Origin of the sequence: Streptomyces galbus (assembly GCF_005280195.1) — a bacterium.
GTDB classification, from domain to species: domain Bacteria; phylum Actinomycetota; class Actinomycetes; order Streptomycetales; family Streptomycetaceae; genus Streptomyces; species Streptomyces galbus.
In genome coordinates this window covers 103,535-122,718 of record NZ_SZPR01000003.1, presented here as the reverse complement: position 1 = coordinate 122,718, position 19,184 = coordinate 103,535, and the positions used below count along the sequence as shown (strand labels likewise).

Sequence of the window (19,184 nt, the reverse complement as noted above, 5' to 3'; positions counted from 1 at the left end):
GGAGGGGCCGCCGGGCAGGCTCCGGTCTCCGTTTCCGACCATCGCCGCAGGTCAGCCGGGTAAGGTGAGTTTTCCGGTCCGGACGTCCGCATGCGGGAAGTGAGGGGTGGGACCTTGGGTCTCGACTCAGGGGCACGCACAGCTTTCGCCGAACGCCTCGCGCTGCTCTACCAGGAGGCGGGCAACCCACCGCTCAAGAGCGTGGCCGAGGCGGTCGCCCGGCTCCAGCAGGTCGACGAGCGCGGACGCCCCGTCCGGGTGTCCGCGCAGCGCATCAGCGACTGGCGCCGGGCCAGGAACGTGCCGGCCCAGTTCGCCGCGCTGACCGCCGTCCTCCAGGTGCTGATCCCCCCGGCCCGCCGCGCCCGGCCCGCCCCCGTGGTCCCGGGTCTGTACGACGTCGGCCAGTGGCAGCGGCTGTGGGAACGGGCGCTGGCCGACCCGGTCGGCGCCGGGTCACCGTCCGCCGACCCCTCGTCCCCGGTCCCCCCGGCCCGCCCCGTGGACGACGGCCCGTCCCCGAGCGTGTGCCCCTACCGGGGGCTCGCGGCGTACCGGCAGGAGGACGCCGGGTGGTTCTTCGGCCGGGAGCGCAGCACCGGTGCGCTGGTCGAGCAGCTCCGCGCGGCCGAGGGGACGGGCGGCCTGGTGATGCTGGTCGGTGCCTCGGGCGCGGGCAAGTCGTCCCTGCTCAACGCCGGCCTGGTCCCGGCGCTCCGCGAGGGCGCCCTGGGCGACCGGGCCCGGGGCGTGCTGCACCTCGTCCCCGGCAACGATCCCGTCGGCGAGCTGACCCGCCGCATACCCGAGCTGGCGTCGCTGGTGGAAGGGCCGGTGGGCGACCCCGGCCCCGGCCCCGGCCTCGCCCCAGCCCCCGACGCCGACGCCGTGCGTCGGGCCGTCGCCGCCTGGGCCCGGCGGGCCACGCCGTCGGCCGCACGGCCCGTGCTGATCGTCGACCAGTTCGAGGAAACGTTCACCCTGTGCGCCGAGGAGGCCGACCGCCGCGCCTTCATCCGGCTCCTGCACGCCGCGTGCACCCCGGGCGGCCCGGACGAACCCGCGCCGGCGATCGTCCTGCTCGGCATTCGCGCCGACTTCTACGAGCAGTGCCTCGGCCACCCCGAGCTGGCCGACGCGCTCCAGCACCGCCCCCTGGTGCTCGGCCCGCTGACCACGGCCGAACTGCGCGAGGCGGTGACCGGCCCCGCCAAGGCGGTGGGCCTGGACCTGGAACCGGGCCTGGCCGAGCTGATCGTGCGCGAGGTCGGCGCCGACGGCCCGCGCGGGGCGCACGACGCCGGGGTGCTGCCCCTGCTGTCGCACGCGCTGCTGGTCACCTGGCAGCGCCGCAAGGCGGGCCGGCTGACGCTGGCCGGCTACCGTGCGGCGGGCGGCATCCAGGGCGCGGTCGCGGCCACCGCGGAACGCGCCTGGTCCGGTCTGGACCCGGCCGCGCGCGGCGCCGCCCGGCTGCTCCTGCTGCGGCTGGTGCGGCTCGGCGAGGACACCCAGGCCACACGGCGCCGCGGTGACCGGCGCCGTCTCACGGAGGAGTCCACCGATCCGCGGGGCACGGAGGAGTCGCTGGAGGCGCTGGTCCGGGCCCGGCTGGTGACACTGGACGCGGAGACCGTGGAGATCACCCACGAGGCGCTGCTGCACGCGTGGCCGCGGCTGCGGCACTGGATCGACGAGGACCGCGGCGACCACCTGCTGCGCCAGCGGCTGGAGGAGGACGGCCGGGCCTGGGAGGCCTCGCACCGGGACAGCTCGCTGCTGTACCGGGGGTCGCGGCTGGAGCAGGCCCGCGGCTGGGCGGCGACCGCGGGCGACACGTACCTCACGCGCAGCGCGAAGGAGTTCCTGGCCGCCTCGGTCCGGCTGCGCAGACGCACGCTGTGGATCAGCCGGGGCGCGGTGGCGGCGCTGGTGGCGCTCGCCGTGCTGGCGGCCGGCTCGGCCGTGCTGGCATGGCAGCAGCGCGACGACGCCGTGTTCGAACAGGTGCTCGCGGAGGCCGACCGGGTGCAGTACTCCGACCCGTCGCTGTCCGCGCAGATCGACCTCGTCGCCCACCGGCTGCGGCCGCACGACGCGGACACGGGCAACCGGCTGGTCTCCATCGTCAACGCCCCGCTGGCCACCCCGCTCGCCGCCCACACCGGCGCCGTCTACCTGACGTCCTTCAGCCCCGACGGACGCACCCTGGCCACCGCCGGCAACGACCGGACCGTACGCCTGTGGGACGTGTCCGACCCCGGCCGGCCCCGGCCGCTGGGCCGGCGGCTCACCGGCCACACGAGCTGGGTGAGCAGCACCGTCTTCAGCCCCGACGGCCGCACCCTCGCCAGCGCCTCCGACGACGGCACGATCCGCCTGTGGAACGTCGCCGACCCCCGGCACCCCACCCCGCTCGGCACGCCGCTCACCCGGCACGACGGCACGATCTACCTGATCGCGTTCAGCCCGGACGGCCACACGGTGGCGGCCGCGAACGACGACCGCACGGTACGGCTGTGGGACCTGCGCGAGCCGGACCGGCCCACGGTGTCGGCCACCCTGAGCGGATACAGCGAGGCCGTGCGCTCCGTGGTGTTCAGCCCCGACGGACACCTGCTGGCGACCGGCGCGGACGACGGCACGGTGCGCCTGTGGAGCATGGCGGACCCGCACCGGCCGGCCCGGATCGGCACCGCGCTCACCGGCCACACCGGCACGGTGCACTCGGTCGCCTTCAGCCCCGACGGCCGCACGCTGGCCAGCGGCGCCGCGGACGACACGGTGCGCCTGTGGAACGTCGCCGACCCGCGCCACCCCGGCGCCCTCGCCGCGCCGCTGACCGGGCACACCGGCCCCGTGTGGTCAGTGGCGTTCAGCCCCGACGGCGGCACCCTGGCGGCCGGCAGCGCGGACAGCACCGCCAGCCTGTGGAACGTCAGCGACCCGTCCCACCCCTCCCAGGTCGGCGAGCCGCTGGCGGGCAGCAGCGGGGAGATGTACGCCGTCGGCTTCAGCCCCGACGGCCGCACCCTCGCCACCGGCAGCGGCGACGGGCGGCTGCGGCTGTGGTCGGTGCCGACGGCGGACGTGATCGGCCGCAGCGGGGCGTTCCGCCCGGACGGCAGGGTGCTGGCCACGGCGGCGCGCGACGGCAGGGTCCGGCTGTGGGACGTCACGCGTCCCGACCGGCCGGTGTCCCTGGGCGAGCCCTTCCTGCGCGGCGACGGCGCCGAGCGCACCCTGGCCTTCTCCCCCGACGGCCGCACCCTCGCGGTGCTCACCCCGAACCGCGAGGTGTACCTCTGGGACGTCCGGGACCCGTCCCACGCCGTCTCCTACGGCCCGCCCCTGCTCCTGCGCACCCGCTTCTCCGGCCCCACGGCCCTGGCCTTCGCCCCGGACGGCCGCACCCTGGCGACCACGTACGACGACCACACGATCCAGCTCTGGGACGTCACCCGCCCGGGCCGACCCACCCGCCTCGGCCGCCCGCTCACGGGACACAAGGGCTACGTCAACAGCCTGCTGTTCGCCCCGGACGGCCACACCCTGGCCAGCGGCAGCGCGGACGGCACGGTCCGCCTGTGGAACGTCGACGACCCCCGCCACGCCACCCCGGTCCGCACCCTCACCGGCCCCGCCGGCCCGGTGAACATCCTCGCCTTCGGCCCCGACGGCCACACCCTCGCGGCCGGCAGCGACGACGACACGGTCCGCCTGTGGGACGTCACCGACCCGCGCGCCGCCACCCCCTCCGCACACCCCCTGTCGGGCCACACCGAGGCGGTGGTGTCCCTGACCTTCAGCCCCGACGGCCACACCCTCGCCAGCGGCGGCAACGACAACACCGTGCGCCTGTGGAACGTCGGCGACCCCGCCGCCCCCTCACCCATCGGCCAGTCGATGAGCCCCCACGCCAAGACGGGCCACTTCCTCGCCTTCGCCCCGCGCACCAACCGCCTGGGCATCTCCAGCGGCGCGGGCACGGTCCGCCTGTGGAACCTCGACGTGGACGCGGCGATCACCCACATCTGCACGACGACCCACGACGTCCTGACACCCACCACCTGGCACGAATACCTCCCGCGCTTGTCCTACGACCCCCCGTGCCCGGACTGACGCACGGACCCCGCACCCGGGCGCCGCCCCCGCCGCACAGCCACGGCACCCGCGATGACCACGACCTCCACACAACCCATCAGTACCGCGGCACCCCACGACTCGCCCACCCACCACCGTCCCCCGAGAACCGCCATCACCAGCACCGCCCCGGCCCCGAAGAAGGCCACCCGCTTCCGCACCACTCGCGTCACACGCTCATCCACGCACCTCGGCCCCCCACGGGCAAGGCAGTTGACGGCACACCGCGCCCCCGGACCCGTGTGCACCCCATCAGGGCTGGGACGCTGCCACCCTGACGCCGAACCCGAGCAGGACGACGCCGGTGACCCGGTCCATGGCCGTCCGCACCGCAGGCCGCTCGAAGAACGCCCGGGCCTTCGCCAGCACCCTCACGTAGCCGCCGAGCCAGAGGAGCGTGAGCACGGCGTGCAGGAGAACGAGGAGCGCCATGCCCGCGTGCGGTGACATGCCCGAGGGCGCCAGGGTCGGCAGGAGCCCGGTGTAGAAGACGGCGATCTTCGGGTTGAAGACGTTGCTGACGAGCCCGGTCCGCCAGGGGTTCCCCTTCGTCGCAGCACCGCCCGCCGCCACCGGAGCGGCAGCACGGTGACGCCGGCTCTGCAGCAGCGACTGCGCACCCAGGAACAGCAGGTAGGCGGCGCCGGCCAGTTTGACCACCGTGTAGGCCGTGGCCGACGCGGCCAGCACGGCCGCCAGCCCCAGCACCGTGAGTGCTCCCCAGACGAGCAGACCGCAGGCGATACCCCCGACCGTCCGCAGCCCGTCCCGCCACCCCCACGCCACGGCCCGCTTGGTCACGACAGCCATGTCCGGCCCGGGAACCATGGTCAGAACACCGAGCACACCGGCCGCGGCCAGAAACCCCACGAACATGCGCTCATCATGGCACCGCCCCACGTCACCAGGACTCGGCCTGCCGAAAGAGCACGATCACCTCGGCGAAGAACCACAAGCAGAACGCCAAACACGCAACCCACAACCCCCACAAGGCCCACCGGACCTCTCGCCGCACGCGCATGAACGGATCATCCCCGCGCAGCCCCCCGGCCCAAGTGGGTGGACCGGGGGTTTTCGTACTGGTGGGGCTAACAGGATGTGAACCTGTGGCCCCGTCCTTATCAGGTCGATCATGCGGTTCCGGGGTCCTGCGTCAACCCGCCATGTTCCTCAACGGACGGTCCGCTGAGGGTCGACGTCCTCCGCCGCCGTCCGCCCTTGTTGGTGTCAGCTACCGTCCCGGTCCTGGACGGTCGGCGAGTGGCTGACTTCAGGGAAGGATCGCCGGTGATCACTGCCGTCGCCGTTGGTGTCAAGCGTGGATGCCAAAAGACCCCCGGCCCAAGGGGACCGGGGGTCTTCGTGCTGGTGGGGCTAACAGGATTTGAACCTGTGGCCTCATCCTTATCAGGGATGCGCTCTAACCAACTGAGCTATAGCCCCGCCGCGCTCTGCGGTGTGTCCCGCGCGCTGACTCCTGAAGATTAGCGCACGACCGGGGCAGTCCCAAAATCGGTTGTCCGGGGGCCGCCCCCAGGGGTTTGGCCGCAGGTCACTCGTCCTCTGCGAGCGTCAACTCCACGCCGCCCACGAAGCCCGCGGACAGGTTGTAGATGAAGGCGCCCAGCGTCGCCAGCGCCGTCGCGAGGACCACGTCGATGACCGCGATGATCGTCGCGAACGTCAGCACGTGGGGGAGCGACAGGAACGACTGGACGTCGAAGCCATTCGACTCGTTGGAGCCGGTCGCCTCGGAGACCGTGCTGCCGACCGACGAGAAGACGCCCATCGCGTCGATGACCATCCACAGCACCGCCGCCGCGACGATCGTGCAGACGCCCAGCGCGATGGAGAGCAGGAAGCTCACCTTCATCACGGACCACGGGTCGGCCTTGGCCACCCGCAGCCGGGCCTTGCGCACCCGCGGCGTGGTGCGCGCGCCCGTCCGGGGCCGCCGTACCGCGCCGGCCGCGGCGCCGCCCTGCGCCGGGTAGGCCTGCGGCGGGTGGTACGGCCCGCCCTGCTGCTGCGTCCGGCGCTCGCCGGGCAGCGGCGAGGCCGTCTCCGCGCCGCCGGCCGGGCCCGCGCCTGCCCCGTACTGCTGGGCCTGCGGGCCTCGGGTCTCCGTCACAGTTCCCCCCTGGGATCCGTCCGCGTCGACAGAGGGCGAGTCGGTGTCCACCTTGACCGGCTTGAGGTTGGTCGTGTGCGGATCCGTCACCTGCGCGGCGGAGCCACGGCCGCCGCCGCCCTTCTTCCCGGAAGACGTACCGGCGCCCGTGGCTCCGCTCACGATGACTCACTCCTCGTGCTACTCGGCCGAGGGCGCCTCACCCTCGTCCGTGCCGGTGGTCGCGGCATCCTCCGCGGACTCGTCCACGGCCACGTCGCCGTCGACTTCCTCCGCCTCGCGCCCCGCCTCGGCGTTACGAGCGATACCGACGACGGCATCGCGCTTGCCCAGGTTGATCAGTTGGACGCCCATGGTGTCACGGCCCGTCTCCCTGACCTCGTTGACTCGCGTACGAATCACACCGCCGGACAGCGTGATGGCGAGGATCTCGTCGAGCTCCTCGACAACCAGCGCGCCGACGAGCGAACCGCGGTCCTCCACGATCTTGGCGGCCTTGATGCCGAGGCCGCCGCGACCCTGGACGCGGTACTCGTCGACGGCGGTCCGCTTCGCGTACCCGCCGTCGGTGGCAGTGAACACGAACGTACCGGGTCGAACGACATTCATCGAGAGCAGCTCGTCGCCCTCGCGGAAACTCATGCCCTTGACGCCCGAGGTCGCCCGGCCCATGGGCCGCAGCGTGTCGTCCGTGGCGGTGAACCTGATCGACTGCGCCTTCCTGCTGATCAGCAGGAGGTCGTCGTCGGACGACACCAGTTCGGCACCGATCAGTTCGTCGTCCGAACCGTCCTCCCGCTCACGGAGGTTGATCGCGATCACACCACCGGAGCGGGGCGAATCGTAATCCTTCAGTGGCGTCTTCTTGACCAGTCCGCCCTTGGTCGCGAGGACCAGGTACGGCGCCGCCTCGTAGTCCCGGATGGCGAGGATCTCGGCGATCGACTCGTCCGGCTGGAAGGCCAGCAGGTTCGCCACGTGCTGCCCGCGCGCGTCCCGCCCGGCGTCCGGCAGCTCGTACGCCTTGGCCCGGTAGACCCGGCCCTTGTTGGTGAAGAACAGCAGCCAGTGGTGCGTGGTGGAGACGAAGAAGTGGTCGACGATGTCGTCTTCCTTCAGCTTCGCGCCGCGCACGCCCTTGCCGCCGCGCTTCTGGGCGCGGTAGTCGTCCGTCTTGGTCCGCTTGACGTACCCGCCGCGCGTGACGGTGACGACGATGTCCTCCTCGGCGATCAGGTCCTCGATGGACATGTCACCGTCGTAGGGCACCAGCATCGTCTTGCGGTCGTCGCCGTACTTCTCGACGATCGCCGCCAACTCCTCGCTGACGATGCCGCGCTGACGGACCGGCGAGGAAAGGATCTGGTTGTACTCGTTGATCTTCGCCTGGAGCTCGTCGTGCTCCTGGACGATCTTCTGGCGCTCCAGGGCGGCCAGCCGGCGGAGCTGCATCTCGAGGATGGCGTTGGCCTGGATCTCGTCGATCTCCAGGAGCTCCATCAGGCCGCCGCGGGCGACGTCGACCGTCTCACTGCGCCGGATCAGCGCGATGACCTCGTCGATGGCGTCCAGCGCCTTGAGCAGGCCGCGCAGGATGTGCGCCCGCTCCTCGGCCTTGCGCAGCCGGAAGCGCGTACGGCGGACGATGACCTCGATCTGGTGCGTCACCCAGTGGCGGATGAACGCGTCCAGCGACAGGGTGCGCGGCACGCCGTCGACCAGCGCCAGCATGTTGGCGCCGAAGTTCGTCTGCAGGTCGGTGTGCTTGTACAGGTTGTTCAGCACGACCTTGGCGACCGCGTCCCGCTTGAGCACGATGACCAGGCGCTGGCCGGTGCGCGAGGACGTCTCGTCGCGGACGTCCGCGATGCCGCCGATCTTGCCGTCCTTGACCAGGTCCGCGATCTTCTGCGCGAGGTTGTCGGGGTTCACCTGGTACGGCAGCTCCGTCACCACCAGGCACTGGCGGTTCTGGATCTCCTCGACCTCGACGACCGCGCGCATGGTGATCGAGCCACGGCCCGTGCGGTACGCCTCCTCGATGCCCTTGCGGCCGACGACCAGCGCGCCGGTCGGGAAGTCCGGGCCCTTGATGCGCTCGATGAGGGCGTCCAGCAGCTCCTCGTGCGAGGCCTCGGGGTTCTCCAGGTACCACTGGGCGCCGGCGGCGACCTCGCGCAGGTTGTGCGGCGGGATGTTGGTCGCCATGCCGACCGCGATGCCGGCCGAGCCGTTGATCAGCAGGTTCGGGAAGCGCGACGGCAGGACGGTCGGCTCCTGGGAGCGGCCGTCGTAGTTGTCCGTGAAGTCGACGGTCTCCTCGTCGATGTCGCGCACCATCTCCATCGACAGCGGCGCCATCTTGCACTCGGTGTACCGCATGGCCGCGGCCGGGTCGTTGCCCGGGGAGCCGAAGTTGCCGTTGGAGTCCACCAGCGGCATCCGCATCGACCACGGCTGGGCGAGGCGCACCAGGGCGTCGTAGATCGAGGAGTCGCCGTGCGGGTGGTAGTTGCCCATGACGTCGCCGACCACGCGGGCGCACTTGTAGAAGCCGCGCTCGGGCCGGTAGCCGCCGTCGTACATCGCGTACAGCACGCGGCGGTGGACGGGCTTGAGGCCGTCCCGGACGTCCGGCAGCGCGCGGGAGACGATGACGGACATCGCGTAGTCGAGGTACGAGCGCTGCATCTCCGTCTCGAGCCCGACGGGCTCGACACGCTGGGCGATGACGCCGTCGCCCTCAGGGGTGACGGGAGTGTTCTCGTCGGTCATTGCTGGTGAAGGTCCTTCCTGGTGCGGTCAGCTGAGACCGACTCAGATGTCGAGGAAGCGGACGTCCTTGGCGTTGCGCTGGATGAACTGGCGGCGGGCCTCGACGTCCTCGCCCATCAGGACCGAGAACAGCTCGTCGGCCTGGGCGGCGTCGTCGAGGGTGACCTGGCCGAGGACGCGGTGCTCCTGGTCCATGGTGGTCACGCGCAGCTCCTCGGCGTTCATCTCGCCGAGGCCCTTGAAGCGCTGGATGGAGTCCTCGCGCACGCGCTTGCCGCGCTGCCGGCCCATCTCGATCAGGGCGTCGCGCTCGCGGTCGGAGTAGGCGTACTCGATGTCGTCCCGGCCCCACTTGATCTTGTAGAGCGGGGGGCGCGACAGGTACACGTGCCCGGCCTCGACCAGCGGCCGCATGAAGCGGAACAGGAACGTCAGCAGCAGGGTGCTGATGTGCTGGCCGTCGACGTCGGCGTCCGCCATCAGGATGATCTTGTGATAGCGGAGCTTCTCGATGTCGAAGTCCTCGTGCACGCCCGTGCCGAAGGCGGAGATCAGCGCCTGGATCTCCTGGTTCTGCAGGATCTTGTCGATCCGCGCCTTCTCGACGTTGAGGATCTTGCCGCGGATCGGGAGGATCGCCTGGTACTGCGGGTTGCGGCCGGACTTGGCCGAGCCGCCGGCGGAGTCGCCCTCGACGATGAAGATCTCGCACTTGGCCGGGTCGTTGGACTGGCAGTCGGCCAGCTTGCCCGGCAGGGAGGCGGTCTCCAGCAGGCCCTTGCGACGGGTCAGGTCGCGCGCCTTGCGGGCCGCCACGCGCGCGGTGGCCGCCTGGATGCCCTTGCGGATGATGTCGGCGGCCTCGACCGGGTTGCGGTCCAGCCAGTCGTTGAGGTGCTCGTAGACCGCCTTCTGCACGAAGGTCTTGGCCTCCGTGTTGCCCAGCTTGGTCTTCGTCTGGCCCTCGAACTGCGGCTCGCTCAGCTTGACCGAGATGATCGCCGTCAGGCCCTCGCGGATGTCGTCACCCGTGAGGTTGTCGTCCTTCTCGCGCAGCAGCTTCTTGTCGCGCGCGTACTTGTTGATCAGCGAGGTCAGCGCGGCCCGGAAGCCCTCCTCGTGCGTACCGCCCTCGTGGGTGTGGATGATGTTGGCGAAGGAGTACACACCCTCGCTGTAGCCCGAGTTCCACTGCATGGCGACCTCGAGGGACAGGCTCTTGTCCTTGTCCTCGGCCTCCAGCGACACCACGGTGGGGTGCACCACGTCTCCCTTGCGGGAGTTGAGGTACTTCACGAAGTCGACGATGCCGCCCTCGTAGTGGTACGTGACCGTCTTCGGCTCGTCCTTCTCGTCCGCGCCCGCCTCGTCCGCGCCGGCCGTGGCCTTCGCCGACTCGCGCTCGTCGGTGAGCCGGATGGTCAGGCCCTTGTTGAGGAACGCCATCTCCTGGAAGCGCCGGGAGAGCGTCTCGAACGAGTACTCGGTGGTCTCGAAGATCTCCGGGTCGGCCCAGAAGGTCACCGAGGTGCCGGTCTCCTCGGTGGCCTCGTGCTGGGCCAGCGGAGCCGTCGGCACGCCCGTCTTGTAGTCCTGCGTCCAGCGGTGGCCGTCCGTCCTGACCTCGACCGACACCCGGTTCGACAGGGCGTTCACGACCGAGACGCCGACGCCGTGCAGACCGCCGGAGACGGCGTAGCCGCCGCCGCCGAACTTGCCGCCCGCGTGCAGCACGGTCAGCACGACCTCGACGGCCGGCTTGCCCTCGGAGGGGACGATGCCCACGGGGATGCCACGGCCGTTGTCGACGACGCGCACGCCGCCGTCGGCGAGGATCGTCACGTCGATCGTGTCCGCGTACCCGGCCAGCGCCTCGTCGACGGAGTTGTCGACGACCTCGTACACGAGGTGGTGCAGGCCGCGCTCGCCGGTCGAGCCGATGTACATACCGGGTCGCTTGCGGACTGCGTCCAGGCCCTCGAGGACGGTGATGGCGCTCGCGTCGTACGAGGTCGTTGCCTCGCCGGCGGCCGGGACGGCCGCGGCGGTCGCGCCTTCGTCGGTGGACGGGATGTTCTCGTTGGGGTTGCCGGAATCGGCCACGAAGCGCCCTTTCTGGCACAGCACAAGCCAGGCTCGTCGGCGGGGTGCCGGAGCGGCTGCGGCATGGTGCGTTGGTAAGCCTTGATCAGCGTTGCTCAGCTTTTCCCGGGCGGTCCCCACGGTTGGGGCGGGATTGCTTCCAGTCTACCGGTACCACTGACAGCGATGGGGGTTTGCCGGTACCTGAGTCCGCATGTGCCGCCCTGAACCGGCCTCTCCCGACTCCCGATATGCGGATGGGGGCTCCAAGAGGCTCACGGCGGCACTCAGCGCTTCCGGCTGTCAACCCTTGGCTACTGCGGAGTCACTCCGGGATTCGCACCCGTGTGCGGCGGTTTGACCTGGTGTTCTGTGGGGCGCGCGGGCCCGCGGCGCACCACCCGGGGTGCGCCGGCCCGCTTCCGGTCGTACGAAACGACGGCAGGGACGGTTCAAAGGAACCGTCCCTGCCGTCCTAGGGCCCGCGGGGAGCGCGCCTCAGCCACTCCCTGCGTGACGCAGATCACGCCCGTACGGGGCCGCCCCGGGGCGCTCACGCACGCGTGGGGGCCGCGCGGGGGCGACTCGGGCGCCGTGTCACCCGTAGGTGTCGCCCGGCCCCTTGCTGCCGGGGGCGCGCAGCGGGCCGTAGCGGCGGGCGGGGCCGGCGGGCCCCTGCACCTTGATCTGCCGCACCGCGCCGTGCCCCAGGTCCTCGTTCAGGCGGGCGACCAGGGTGGGCGCGAGAAGGCGCAGGTTCGTCGCCCAGGCCGTGGAGTCGCAGCGCACCACCAGCACCCGCTCGTCCTCGTCGTAGCGCTCGGGCACGCAGTGCTTGGCCACGTCCTCGCCGACGATCTGCGGCCAGCGGCCCATCACCCCGCCGACCGCGGCCGGCGCCTCCCAGCCGCGCTCGGTGAGCAGCCGGTTGATCGCGGCGCCCAGCGCCATGGGGTCGCGTCCGTCCGCCCGCGCGCCGGAGCGCAGGCCGCCCCCGCGCCGCGCCTGCTTCTTCTGCCGCGCCGCGTCGCCCCGCGCGCGGGCCTGTTCGCGCGCCGCCCGCAGCGCCACGCGCGCGAGGTCGACGCCGGACTGCTCGGGCTTCCCGCCGGGCTCCTGGGCCGTCATACACGCTCCACCGTTCCGTCGGACACCGCGTACCGGGCACCGCTCAGCACGTGCGGTACGTCGTCGTCGACCGCGGCCGTCACCAGCACCTGCTCACCGGGCGCCACCAGCTCCGCCAGCCGCTCCCGGCGCCGGGTGTCCAGTTCGGCGAAGACGTCGTCCAGGACCAGCACCGGCTCGTTGCCCTCGGCCCGCAGCAGGTCGTAGGAGGCCAGCCGCAGCGCCAGGGCGTACGACCAGGACTCGCCGTGCGAGGCGTACCCCTTGGCGGGGAGCTGCCCCAGCTTGAGCAGCAGGTCGTCGCGGTGCGGGCCCACCAGGGTCACGCCCCGCTCGATCTCCTGCTTGCGGGCCTCGACGAGCGCCGCCGTGAGCTGCTCGTACAGCTCCTCACGCGTGTGTGCCTCGCCCGGCGCGGACGGCCGGTACTCCAGGGCGACCGGACCGCCGCCCGGCGCGAGCTGCTCGTACGCCTTGTCGGCCAGCGGCTGCAGCGCCGCGATCAGGTCGAGCCGCTGGGCGAGCAGCTCGGCCCCGGCCCGCGCCAGGTGCTGGTCCCACACGTCCAGCGTGGACAGGTCCATGGACCGCCCGCCGTGCCGGCGGGCCAGCGCGGCCGACTTCAGCAGGGTGTTGCGCTGCCTGAGCACCCGCTCGTAGTCCGACCGCACGCCCGCCATGCGCGGCGAGCGCGCGGTGATCAGCTCGTCCAGGAACCGCCGCCGCTCCCCGGGGTCCCCCTTCACCAGTGCGAGGTCCTCGGGCGCGAACAGCACGGTCCGTACGATCCCCAGCACGTCCCGGGGTCTGACCTGCGAGGACCGGTTGATGCGGGCCCGGTTGGCGCGGCCCGGGTTCAGCTCCAGCTCGACGAGCTGCTGCCGCTCGCCCTGGCGGACCTGGGCCCGGATCACGGCGCGCTCGGCGCCCATGCGCACCAGCGGCGCGTCGGAGGACACCCGGTGGCTGCCCAGGGTGGCGAGGTAGCCGACGGCCTCGACGAGGTTCGTCTTGCCCTGTCCGTTGGGCCCGACGAAGGCCGTGACGCCCGGGTCGAGCGGGACCTCGACCCGGGCGTACGAGCGGAAGTCGGCCAGCGACAGGTGCGTGACGTGCATGGTCGGGTGCCGACCTCCCCAGCTGTGGTGCTGCTTACTTCTTCTCGACCGCGTGCCCGCCGAACTGGTTGCGCAGCGCGGCGATCATCTTCATCTGCGGCGAGTCATCCTGGCGGGACGCGAACCGCGCGAAGAGCGAGGCCGTGATCGCGGGCAGCGGCACGGCGTTGTCGATGGCGGCCTCCACCGTCCAGCGTCCCTCACCGGAGTCCTGTGCATAACCCCGGAGCCCGTCCAGGTGCTCGTCGTCGTCGAGGGCGTTGACGGCGAGGTCGAGGAGCCAGGACCGGATGACGGTCCCTTCCTGCCAGGAGCGGAAGACCTCGCGGACGTTCTCCACGGAGTCGACCTTCTCCAGCAGCTCCCAGCCCTCGGCGTAGGCCTGCATCATCGCGTACTCGATGCCGTTGTGGACCATCTTCGCGAAGTGCCCGGCGCCGACCTTGCCGGCGTGTACCGAGCCGAAGTCGCCCTCGGGCTTGAGCGCGTCGAACACCGGCTGCACCTTGGCGACGTCCGCCGCCTCGCCGCCGTACATCAGCGCGTAGCCGTTCTCCAGGCCCCACACGCCCCCGGAGACGCCGCAGTCGACGAAGCCGATGCCGCGGGCGGCCAGCTGCTCGGCGTGCTTCTCGTCGTCCGTCCAGCGGGAGTTGCCGCCGTCGACGACCACGTCGCCGGGCTCCAGCAGCTCGGCGAGCTGGTCGACGGTGGACTGGGTGGGCTCGCCCGCCGGGACCATCACCCAGACCACGCGCGGGGCGCTGAGCTTGCCCACGAGTTCTTCCAGGCTGTGGACATCCGCGACGTCCGCGTTGCGGTCGTACCCGATGACGGTGTGGCCCGCGCGGCGTATCCGCTCGCGCATGTTGCCGCCCATCTTGCCGAGGCCGACGAGACCGAGCTCCATCAGTTGTGTTCCTTAGGTCGCTGGGGCGTGTGCGGCACCCTCGTGCCGCCGTATGAGCCTAATCCCACAGGGTTGTGCACAGCTGTGGGCATACGCGCTCAGACGTGGCGCCTGACCTGTGGCTTCCGTGCTGCCGCGGTGCCGGTCACCCACAGGGGCGGACCGGCACCGTGCACACCTGTGGACGACGTCAGCCGCTGAGCCGCACCGGCATGATCAGGTACTTGTAGGCGTCGTCCGCCTCCGCGTCCAGGGCGGGCCGGCCGCTCAGCAGCGCCGGCTTGGTGGACGTGGTGAACGACAGCTGCGCCACCGGGGAGTCGATCGCGCTCAGGCCGTCCAGCAGGAACGTCGGGTTGAAGGCGATCGAGATGTCGTCGCCCTCGAGCTGGGCGTCGACCCTTTCCACAGCCTGTGCGTCGTCGCTGGAGCCGGCCTCCAGGATCAGCACGCCCTGCTCGAAGCTCAGCCGCACCGGGGTGTTGCGCTCGGCCACCAGCGCGACACGCTTGACGGCCTCCACGAAGGGCGCGGTCTCGATCACGGCGACCGAGTTGAACTCGGTCGGGAAGAGCGTGCGGTACTTCGGCAGGTCGCCCTCGAGCAGGCGCGTGGTCGTGCGCCGGCCGGCCCCCTCGAAGCCGATCAGGCCCTCACCGGCGCCGGAGCCCGACAGCGCCAGCGTGACGGTGTCACCGGCGCCGAGGGCCTTGGCGGTGTCCAGCAGCGTCTTGGCGGGCACCAGGGCGACCGCGGACGCGTCCGGGTTCTCCGGCTTCCACAGGAACTCGCGGACCGCGAAGCGGTAGCGGTCGGTGGAGGCCAGCGTGACCGTGTCGCCCTCGATCTCGATGCGCACACCGGTCAGCACGGGCAGCGTGTCGTCCCGGCCGGCCGCGATGGCCACCTGGGAGACGGCGGCCGCGAAGACCTCGCCGGGGACGGTGCCCGTGGCGTTCGGCATCTGCGGCAGCGCCGGGTACTCCTCCACCGGCAGGGTGTGGAGCGTGAACCGCGAGGATCCACAGACCACCGTCGCCCGTACACCGTCTGTGGAGATCTCCACCGGCCGGTTGGGGAGGGCGCGGGAGATGTCGGCGAGCAGCCGGCCGGAGACGAGGACCGTGCCCTCCTCCTCGACCTCCGCCTCGACGCTCACCCGGGCCGAGACCTCGTAGTCGAAGCTCGACAGGCTGAGCTGGCCGTCCTCGGCCTTCAGCAGCAGGCCGGCGAGGACCGGCGCCGGCGGACGGGCCGGGAGGCTGCGCGCCGCCCAGGCCACTGCCTCCGCGAGTACGTCGCGTTCCACCCGGATCTTCACCGTAAGCCGCCTCCTGCTGTTGCCGGCGCTTCTCGCCCTGCTTCGCTTCGTCGTCTGTCTGGGTGTCGCGGCTCCCTGGGTCGGGAAGGACACCGGGGACCAGTCTGACGCACCGCACTGACAGTCGGTGCCTCTCGGGGTCAAGTCGTGACGAGGGGCAGCCGGGCGCCGGAGGGCGAGTTGTGCACAGGACCCCCTTCGAAGCGATTTCCGGGCTCTTACTTGTCGGGAGTAGTAGTAGGGCCTGTGGAAACCGTGGATAACCTCGTTTGCCCAGCTCAGGGGCGGTTTTTTGTCCACGGTGCCTGTGGGCGGAGCCGGTGGACAACTCGGGGCTGCTGTGGAGAACGGAAAGTTCTGCACACCCCGTGCACAGGCCGGGGCGACTTCTCCCCAGCGGCGTCCCCAGGTTTACCCGCCTTTCCCACAGCCCAACCCGGCACCTTCGTGTGACGCCTTTCACTCGACACGGTGAGGAGGCGCGCCGGGTTGCCGAACAGTGGACAGCCATGTGGAGAAGCCGGGGATCGCTGGGGACAACCGGCCCCAGCCTGTGGGCGGCCCGTGGACAACTTTGCGCACAGCCTGTGGATCACGGCGTCGTCCACAGTCTGTGGAGATCCTTCGTCCACGGATCCACAGCCACCTGACCTCGTCTGATGGTCCCTCAACAGCCGGCCCTGTGGACACGATCGGGACAACTCCGCGGTCCCCAGTCTGTGGACGGGAGAAAGTCACCGAATCTGTGGAGGGGGGCCGTGACCAGGGACGTAATCGAACAGCCGGTGCGGCGGGGGTACGGCCCCCGGACGCGTCCGGGGACGGCCGGGGCACGGAACAGACGTGTCCCGGGACGTCCGGAGCACGGAAAAGGCGCTCCCGGAACCCTCCGGGAGCGCCTCACGTGCCGTGGATCCGCCGGTGGCCTCAGCCGTTCTTGATCCGGTTCGTCAGCTCGGTCACCTGGTTGTAGATCGACCGCCGCTCGGCCATCAGATTGCGGATCTTGCGGTCGGCGTGCATGACCGTCGTGTGGTCCCGGCCGCCGAACAGCGCGCCGATCTTCGGCAGCGACAGGTCCGTCAGCTCACGGCACAGGTACATGGCGATCTGCCGGGCGGTCACCAGCGCGCGCCCGCGCGAGGTGCCGCACAGGTCCTCGACGGTCAGCCCGAAGTAGTCCGCCGTGGCGCCCATGATGGCCGTCGACGTGATCTCCGGCGCCGAGTCCTCGCCGCCCGGGATCAGGTCCTTCAGGACGATCTCGGTCAGGCCCAGGTCCACCGGCTGCCGGTTGAGCGAGGCGAACGCCGTCACCCGGATCAGCGCGCCCTCCAGCTCGCGGATGTTGCGCGAGATGCGGGACGCGATGAACTCCAGTACCTCGGGCGGCGCGTTGAGCTGCTCCTGGACCGCCTTCTTGCGCAGGATCGCGATGCGCGTCTCCAGCTCGGGCGGCTGGACGTCGGTGATCAGGCCCCACTCGAAGCGGTTGCGCAGCCGGTCCTCCAGCGTCACGAGCTGCTTGGGCGGCCGGTCGCTGGAGAGCACGATCTGCTTGTTGGCGTTGTGGAGCGTGTTGAAGGTGTGGAAGAACTCCTCCTGCGTCGACTCCTTGTCCGCGAGGAACTGGATGTCGTCGACGAGCAGGATGTCCATCTCGCGGTAGCGCTTGCGGAAGCTGTCGCCCTTGCCGTCGCGGATGGAGTTGATGAACTCGTTGGTGAACTCCTCCGAGCTCACGTACCGCACGCGCGTGCCGGGGTACAGGCTGCGCGCGTAGTGCCCGATGGCGTGCAGCAGGTGCGTCTTGCCCAGCCCGGACTCGCCGTAGATGAACAGCGGGTTGTACGCCTTGGCGGGCGCCTCGGCGACGGCCACCGCGGCCGCGTGCGCGAAGCGGTTGGACGCGCCGATGACGAACGTGTCGAAGAGGTACTTGGGGTTCAGGCGCGCGGTGGGCTCGCCGGGCCCGCCGGACGGCGCGGGCGGGGCGGCCGACGATCCGGGTGCGCCGGCCCCGCCGGAGGGCGGCACGGGGGCGCCGTGACTGCCGCGGTGGCCCGGTCCGCCGCCCTGCTCGGACAGCTCGCGCCGGCCGCCGTCGCGCTGGTCGTAGTCCCGCGACGGCTCGTAGTCGCCGCGCGGCTTGTCGTACGGCGACTCGTACCCGGGCCGCTCCGGCGGCTGCGGGCGGTAGTCCGCGGAGGGGGCGTCGTAGGAGTCCCGTCCGGAGGGGCCGCCGTAGCCGTCCTGGTTGGGCGAGGCGTACGGGTCGCGCTCGGGGAAGCCGAGGCGCTGCTGCTGCCAGCCGTAGTCGTCCTGCTGGGCCCGCGGCCAGGCGCCCGGCTCGGGGCGCTGGTACTCCGAGGGGTAGGCCGGCCGGGCCGAGGGAAGCTGGTCGCGCCCACCGGGACGCTGGTCCCGCCCGCCCGTGTGCGGGTCCCGTCCGCCGGAGTGCTGGTCACGTCCACCGGTGCGCTGGTCGTGCCCGCCGTGCTGCTGGTCGCCGGGCGGCCCGGGCCGGGGTTCCGCGCGGTGCCTGCCGTACCCCTCGTACGGGCCGTCGTAGGACGTCTCGTACGAGCTGCGGCCGGCGTGGTTGCCGCGGCCCCCGTCGTAGGAGGTGTCGTAGGGGCCGGTCGGCAGCTCGGGCTGGGCCGACTGGGACGGCTGGGACGCCTGGGCCGACTGGTCGTCGTAGCGCTGCTGCTGCGTGGAGGGCGCAGGCGGGGCCGGGGGCTCGCCCGCGGAGTCGTCGACGGTGATCGCGATACGGATCGGACGGCCGCACTCACGGGTCAGCGACTCGCTGACGATCGGCGCGAGCCGGCCCTCCAGCACGTTCTTGGCGAACTCGTTCGGCACGGCGAGCAGCGCGGTGTCCGCGACCAGCGCCAGCGGCTGGGTGCGCCGCAGCCAGTGCTCGTCCTTCACCTCGACACCCTGGCCGCGCCCTTCCCCGAGGAGCTGCTCCAGTACGCGTGGCCACACTGCGGCAAGATCGGCAGGTACGTCAGCCACAGGGCACGCTCTCTCACAGGTCCCACGTTCGTGTGATCGTGGGACGGGTCGGGATGTTGTCGGGTGGACGGCGGGGACTCATCCGCTGGTGCGGGTCACAAGGGAACGAATCGGAGTTCAGCCACGGTAGTCAGCGCGGCGGGTACGGTTCAAGTTGTTGTCCCCAGGCTGTGGACAGTGTCCCCCGAGGGCCGCCGGTTTGACCGGATGGCGTAGCCGCGCGTACCGTAACCAGGTCGAGTTGTCGATGGCTGCTGCCGCCTGCCTCCGATGGGCACAGATCGCTGAAGGTGATCGGGAAGCGGTGCACTCGGGCGTGACGCGAGCTACTCGTGGGCGCACGGTGACAGCCAGGACGGCACCCCGCCACTACCGATTCTTTTCTGGAGCCCCCGAGTGAGCAAGCGCACCTTCCAGCCGAACAACCGTCGTCGCGCGAAGACCCACGGCTTCCGGCTGCGTATGCGCACCCGTGCCGGCCGCGCGATCCTCGCGTCCCGCCGTAGCAAGGGTCGCGCCCGTCTGTCCGCCTGATCCCGGTCAGGTCATGCC

The 19,184-nt window shown here is 71.5% G+C and carries 11 protein-coding genes and 1 tRNA gene; 2 read left to right on the top strand and 10 right to left on the bottom strand.

The features are described from left to right. Positions 1-90 precede the first annotated feature (90 nt). Entirely contained in the window at positions 91-4,122 is a 4,032-nt protein-coding gene (locus E4U92_RS01955; protein WP_137298475.1) for an nSTAND1 domain-containing NTPase, read from the top strand. A 273-nt stretch (positions 4,123-4,395) separates the two neighbouring features. Here E4U92_RS01955 and E4U92_RS01950 read toward each other — a convergent pair whose 3' ends face one another. From E4U92_RS01950 to dnaA, 10 genes are all read right to left on the bottom strand, one after another. Further along, complete coding sequence (locus E4U92_RS01950; RefSeq protein WP_137298474.1) at positions 4,396-5,019, bottom strand: LysE family translocator; 624 nt, start codon at positions 5,017-5,019, stop codon at positions 4,396-4,398. Between the two features lie 490 nt (positions 5,020-5,509). Continuing rightward, positions 5,510-5,586, bottom strand: a tRNA-Ile gene (locus E4U92_RS01945). Between the two features lie 109 nt (positions 5,587-5,695). Continuing rightward, positions 5,696-6,436, bottom strand: coding sequence for a DUF3566 domain-containing protein (locus tag E4U92_RS01940; RefSeq protein ID WP_137298473.1), 741 nt, complete (start codon positions 6,434-6,436; stop codon positions 5,696-5,698). Positions 6,437-6,454: 18 nt separating this feature from the next. Beyond that, the gene (gene gyrA / locus E4U92_RS01935; RefSeq protein WP_137298472.1) at positions 6,455-9,049 is read right to left on the bottom strand and encodes a DNA gyrase subunit A; all 2,595 of its coding nucleotides are present in this window, start codon (positions 9,047-9,049) and stop codon (positions 6,455-6,457) included. Between the two features lie 42 nt (positions 9,050-9,091). Beyond that, positions 9,092-11,176: a DNA topoisomerase (ATP-hydrolyzing) subunit B gene (gene gyrB / locus E4U92_RS01930; protein ID WP_137298471.1), complete on the bottom strand. Its 2,085-nt coding sequence runs from the start codon at positions 11,174-11,176 to the stop codon at positions 9,092-9,094. 552 nt (positions 11,177-11,728) lie between these two features. Beyond that, entirely contained in the window at positions 11,729-12,259 is a 531-nt protein-coding gene (locus tag E4U92_RS01925) for a DciA family protein (protein ID WP_137298470.1), read from the bottom strand. Then, positions 12,256-13,377 (bottom strand): DNA replication/repair protein RecF, encoded by a 1,122-nt coding sequence (recF, locus tag E4U92_RS01920; protein WP_137298469.1) that lies wholly within the window; start codon positions 13,375-13,377, stop codon positions 12,256-12,258. The genes E4U92_RS01925 and recF overlap by 4 nt, the downstream gene beginning before the upstream one ends. 34 nt (positions 13,378-13,411) lie before the next feature. Further along, on the bottom strand, positions 13,412-14,287 hold the full coding sequence (gnd, locus tag E4U92_RS01915) for a phosphogluconate dehydrogenase (NAD(+)-dependent, decarboxylating) (RefSeq protein ID WP_137298468.1): 876 nt from the start codon (positions 14,285-14,287) through the stop codon (positions 13,412-13,414). A 190-nt stretch (positions 14,288-14,477) separates the two neighbouring features. Further along, a complete protein-coding gene (dnaN, locus tag E4U92_RS01910) occupies positions 14,478-15,608 on the bottom strand; it encodes a DNA polymerase III subunit beta (protein ID WP_137298467.1) in 1,131 nt (376 codons plus the stop codon). A 927-nt stretch (positions 15,609-16,535) separates the two neighbouring features. After that, a complete protein-coding gene (dnaA, locus tag E4U92_RS01900; RefSeq protein WP_137298465.1) occupies positions 16,536-18,632 on the bottom strand; it encodes a chromosomal replication initiator protein DnaA in 2,097 nt (698 codons plus the stop codon). A 396-nt stretch (positions 18,633-19,028) separates the two neighbouring features. On the opposite strand from dnaA, the gene rpmH reads away from it, so the two are divergent. Continuing rightward, positions 19,029-19,166: a 50S ribosomal protein L34 gene (gene rpmH, locus E4U92_RS01895; protein ID WP_003956500.1), complete on the top strand. Its 138-nt coding sequence runs from the start codon at positions 19,029-19,031 to the stop codon at positions 19,164-19,166. The last annotated feature ends 18 nt before the right edge of the window (positions 19,167-19,184 follow it).